The 4,203-nt window shown below is 68.3% G+C and carries 4 protein-coding genes; all 4 read right to left on the bottom strand.

The window, feature by feature from the left end; genetic code table 11:
• The coding region (locus H0U68_RS23635; RefSeq protein ID WP_296359373.1) for an EamA family transporter at positions 1–347 on the bottom strand (347 nt) is incomplete at its 3' end.
• Positions 348–509: 162 nt separating this feature from the next.
• A complete protein-coding gene (locus H0U68_RS23630; RefSeq protein WP_296359371.1) occupies positions 510–1,103 on the bottom strand; it encodes a DNA-3-methyladenine glycosylase in 594 nt (197 codons plus the stop codon).
• The gene (gene cysN, locus H0U68_RS23625; RefSeq protein ID WP_296359369.1) at positions 1,100–3,004 is read right to left on the bottom strand and encodes a sulfate adenylyltransferase subunit CysN; all 1,905 of its coding nucleotides are present in this window, start codon (positions 3,002–3,004) and stop codon (positions 1,100–1,102) included. The genes H0U68_RS23630 and cysN overlap by 4 nt, the downstream gene beginning before the upstream one ends.
• Positions 3,004–4,041, bottom strand: coding sequence for a sulfate adenylyltransferase subunit CysD (gene cysD, locus H0U68_RS23620; RefSeq protein ID WP_296359375.1), 1,038 nt, complete (start codon positions 4,039–4,041; stop codon positions 3,004–3,006). The genes cysN and cysD overlap by 1 nt, the downstream gene beginning before the upstream one ends.
• Positions 4,042–4,203: the final 162 nt, after the last annotated feature.

The raw sequence follows: 4,203 nt of genomic DNA, 5'->3' as shown, positions 1-4,203 counted from the left end.
GTCAGCGCCAGCGTCACCAGCGGCTGCACGCCCAGCAGCGTGGCCAGCACGCCCGGCGTCATGCCGCGGTCCAGCGCGAGGAAGTAGCACACCGAGTACACGCCGACCATCAACAGGCCGGTGACCGCCACGCGCAGCCGCGTGCCGGGGCGCGGCAGCATGGGCTGGCGCCGCAGCGCGGCCCACGCCAGCAGCACGGCCAGCGCGAGCGCGAAGCGCAGCGAAAGGAACACGAAAGCGCCGGCATGCGCCAGCCCCCATTTGGCGAAGAGGGCGCCGCTGCTCCACAGCAGCACGAACAGCGCTGTGGGCCCGAAAGCGGCCACGGCTTTTGAATGCGAAATCATGATGAGAGCCTGTCGGAAAAACGTTCAGGACCTCCGCGCGCTAAACGGCGGAGGAACGAAAGGCGGGCGATCAGCCCAGGGACACGACAGGCGGGGGAGGAGGGGAAGCACACAGGCCCAGCGCCATCCTTGCGATGGCGGCGTTGGCGGGCAGGTGCGAGGTCATGGAGGAATGATAACCGCGTCGCGGGAGAATGGACGGCTCAGGAAGCGCGAGCCGGCCAGGCCGTAGCGCCAGGGTACGTCGGCCGCCTTGGTGATGCCGATGCGCGGGCCGGCGACGATGGCCTCGTCGCCCGTGCGCGCCAGCACCTTGAACGGCTTGCGGTCCAGCCGGCAGCCATCGAGCTCGCGCGTGATGCCCAGCGCCTGGCCGACGCGGCCGGGGCCGGAGCACAGCAGCTTCACGTCGTCCAGCCCGCGGCGCTCGCGCATGCGGTCCAGCCCCTGCAGCGGCTCGATGGCGCGGATCAGAATCCCCGCGCCGTGGCCGTCCTCGCGGCACACGAAGTTCAGGCACCAGTGGATGCCGTAGGAGCGGTAGACGTACGCGTGTCCCGGCGGGCCGAACATCGCGCGGTTGCGCGGCGTCGGCCCGGAGAAGCTGTGCGAGGCCGCATCCTCGCGGTCGTAGGCCTCGGTCTCCACGATGCGCCCACCGACGCCGTCCACCAGCAGCACGGCGCCGATCAGCAATTGCGCGACCGATTGCGAGTCGCCGAGGAAGTCGTCGGGATGGAGCTGCGTGCCCTTCACCCGATGCGGCCGAGCCTGCGCAGCAGTTCGATCACCTGGTCGGCCGCGGCCTCGGGCGCCACGAACGGCGTCACCAGCCGCAGCTCGGGCTGCTCGGGCACCTCGTAGGGCGAGTCGATGCCGGTGAAGTTCTTCAAATCGCCGCGCCGCGCCTTCTTGTACAGGCCCTTGGGGTCGCGCTCCTCGGCCACGTCCAGCGGCGTGTCCACGAAGATCTCGATGAACTCGCCGTCGCCCAGCAGGGTGCGCGCCATGCGCCGCTCGGAGCGGAACGGCGAGATGAAGGCGGTGAGCACGATCAGGCCGGCGTCCACCATCAGCCGCGAAACCTCGGCCACGCGGCGGATGTTCTCCACCCGGTCGGCGTCGGTGAAGCCCAGGTCCTTGTTCAGGCCGTGCCGCACGTTGTCGCCGTCCAGCAGGTAGGTGTGGCGGCCCATCGCGTGCAGCTTCTGCTCCACCGCGTTGGCGATGGTCGACTTGCCCGCACCCGACAGGCCGGTGAACCACAGCACGCAGGGTTTCTGGCCCTTCATCGCGCCGCGCGCGTCGCGCGTCACGTCCACGTGCTGCATGTGGATGTTGTGGCTGCGCCGCAGCGCGAAGTGCAGCAGGCCCGCGCCGACCGTGTTGTTGGTCATGCGGTCGATCAGGATGAAGCCGCCGGTGTCGCGGTTGTCCGTGTACGGATCGAAGCCGATCGGCTGGTCCAGGCTGACCGTGCACACGCCGATGGCGTTCAGCCCCAGCGTCTTGGCCGCCATGTGCTCCATGGTGTTGACGTTGACCTGGTGCTTGATCTCCATGACCGAGGCCGACACCGTGCGCGCGCCGACCTTCAGCAGGTAGCCGCGCCCGGGCAGCAGCGCCTCGTCGTGCATCCACACGATGGTGGCCTCGAACTGGTCGGCCACGCCGGCCGGCGCCTGCGCGGTGGAGATCAGGTCGCCGCGCGAGATGTCGATCTCGTCGGTGAGGGTCAGCGTGACCGACTGGCCCGCCACCCCGCTGTCGAGGTCGCCGTCCATGGTGACGATGCGCGCCACCGTGCTCTCGCGCCCGCTCGGCTGCACGCGGATGCGGTCGCCCGGCTTCACGCGGCCGCCCACGATGGTGCCGGCGAAGCCGCGGAAACCCTGGTCGGGCCGGTTGACCCACTGCACCGGCATGCGCAACGGCCCCTTTTGCAGCCGCTGCTCGTCGATCTCCACTGTCTCCAGGTAGCCCATCAGGGTGGTGCCGCGGTACCACGGCATCTGCGGGCTCTGCTCGATGATGTTGTCGCCCTTGAAGGCCGACATCGGGATGAAGGTCATGTCCTTCAGGCCGATGCTGTCGGCGAATTCCTGGTAGTCGGCCACGATGGTGCGAAAGGTCTTCTCGCTGTACTCCATCAGGTCCATCTTGTTGATGGCGACGATCACGTGGCGGATGCCCAGCAGCGACACCAGGTAGCTGTGGCGGCGTGTTTGCGTGAGCACGCCCTTGCGCGCGTCCACCAGCAGCACCGCCACGTCGGCGGTGGAGGCGCCGGTGACCATGTTGCGCGTGTACTGCTCGTGGCCGGGCGTGTCGGCCACGATGAACTTGCGCTTGTCGGTGGAGAAGAAGCGGTAGGCCACGTCGATGGTGATGCCCTGTTCGCGCTCGGCGGCCAGGCCGTCGACCAGCAGGGCGAAGTCGATGCTGTCGGCCTGCGTGCCCCACTTGCGCGAGTCGGCTTCCACGGCGGCCAGCTGGTCCTCGAACAGCACCTTGGATTCGTACAGCAGGCGGCCGATCAGCGTGCTCTTGCCGTCGTCCACGCTGCCGCAGGTGATGAAGCGCAGGATCTGCTTGTGCTCGTGCGAGCGCAGGTACTGCTCGATGTCGCTGGCGATGAGGTCGGAGACGTGTGCCATCAGAAATACCCTTCCTGCTTCTTCTTTTCCATGGACGCGGCGCTGTCGTGGTCGATCACCCGGCCCTGGCGCTCCGAGGTCTTGGTAAGCAGCATCTCCTGGATGATGGCCGGCAGCGTGTCGGCTTCGGACTCCACCGCGCCGGTGAGCGGGTAGCAGCCCAGCGTGCGAAAGCGCACCTTGCGCATCACCGGCACCTCGCCGGGGTTGAGCGGCATGCGCTCGTCGTCCACCATGATCAAGGTGCCGTCGCGCTCCACCACCGGGCGCTCGGCGGAGAAGTAGAGCGGCACGATGGGAATGCTCTGCAGGTAGATGTACTGCCAGATGTCCAGCTCGGTCCAGTTGGACAGCGGGAACACGCGCATCGACTCGCCCTTGTGCTTGCGCGCGTTGTACAGGCGCCAGAGCTCGGGGCGCTGGTTCTTCGGGTCCCAGCGGTGCTGGCTGGTGCGAAACGAGAAGATGCGTTCCTTGGCGCGCGACTTTTCCTCGTCGCGCCGCGCGCCGCCGAAGGCCGCGTCGAAGCCGTGCATGTCCAGCGCCTGCTTCAGGCCCTCGGTCTTCATCACGTCGGTGTGAATGGCCGAGCCGTGCGTGAACGGGTTGATGTCCTTGGCCACGCCCTCGGGGTTGATGTGCACCAGCAGCTTCAGCCCCAGTTCGCGCGCCATGCGCTCGCGCATGGCGTACATCTCCTTGAACTTCCAGCGCGTGTCCACGTGCAGCAGCGGGAACGGCGGCTTGGCCGGGTAGAAGGCCTTCATCGCCAGGTGCAGCATCACGGCGCTGTCCTTGCCGATGGAATACAGCATGACCGGGTTGTCGGCCTCGGCCACGACCTCCCGCATGATGTGGATGCTCTCGGCCTCCAGGCGTTGCAGATGAGTCAGTGTCATGTGGTTGTTGCTCCCTGATGGCGTCGTCGCCCGCGCGACGGGTGGTACCGGGGCCTCTTGCCCGGAAACGGTTTGCGGCGGCTCCTGCAGCGCGATGCGCCCGGCCTGCGCCTGCAGCCAGTCGCGCAGGGCGGGCACGGCGGCAAGCGTGCGCGCGCCGCGCCAGGCCACCAGCACGGGCTGGCCGGCGGCATCGGCCAGGCGCGAGAAAAAATGGATGTAGCCGGCGGCGGCCGGCGAGCGGGCGCACACGCGCCAGAACACCTGGCCGCGCGCCGAGCGCGCCGCCAGGTGTTCTGG

This window comes from Ramlibacter sp. (assembly GCF_013697775.1).
GTDB lineage: Bacteria > Pseudomonadota > Gammaproteobacteria > Burkholderiales > Burkholderiaceae_C > Ramlibacter.
Note: the sequence above shows the minus strand (reverse complement) of the source record. Positions and strands in the feature narration are given on the sequence as shown.

Excerpts from the sequence above, each read along its gene's own strand:
- cysN (WP_296359369.1), bottom strand. The coding sequence starts at position 3,004 with ATGGCACACGTCTCCGACCTCATCGCCAGCGACATCGAGCAGTACCTG.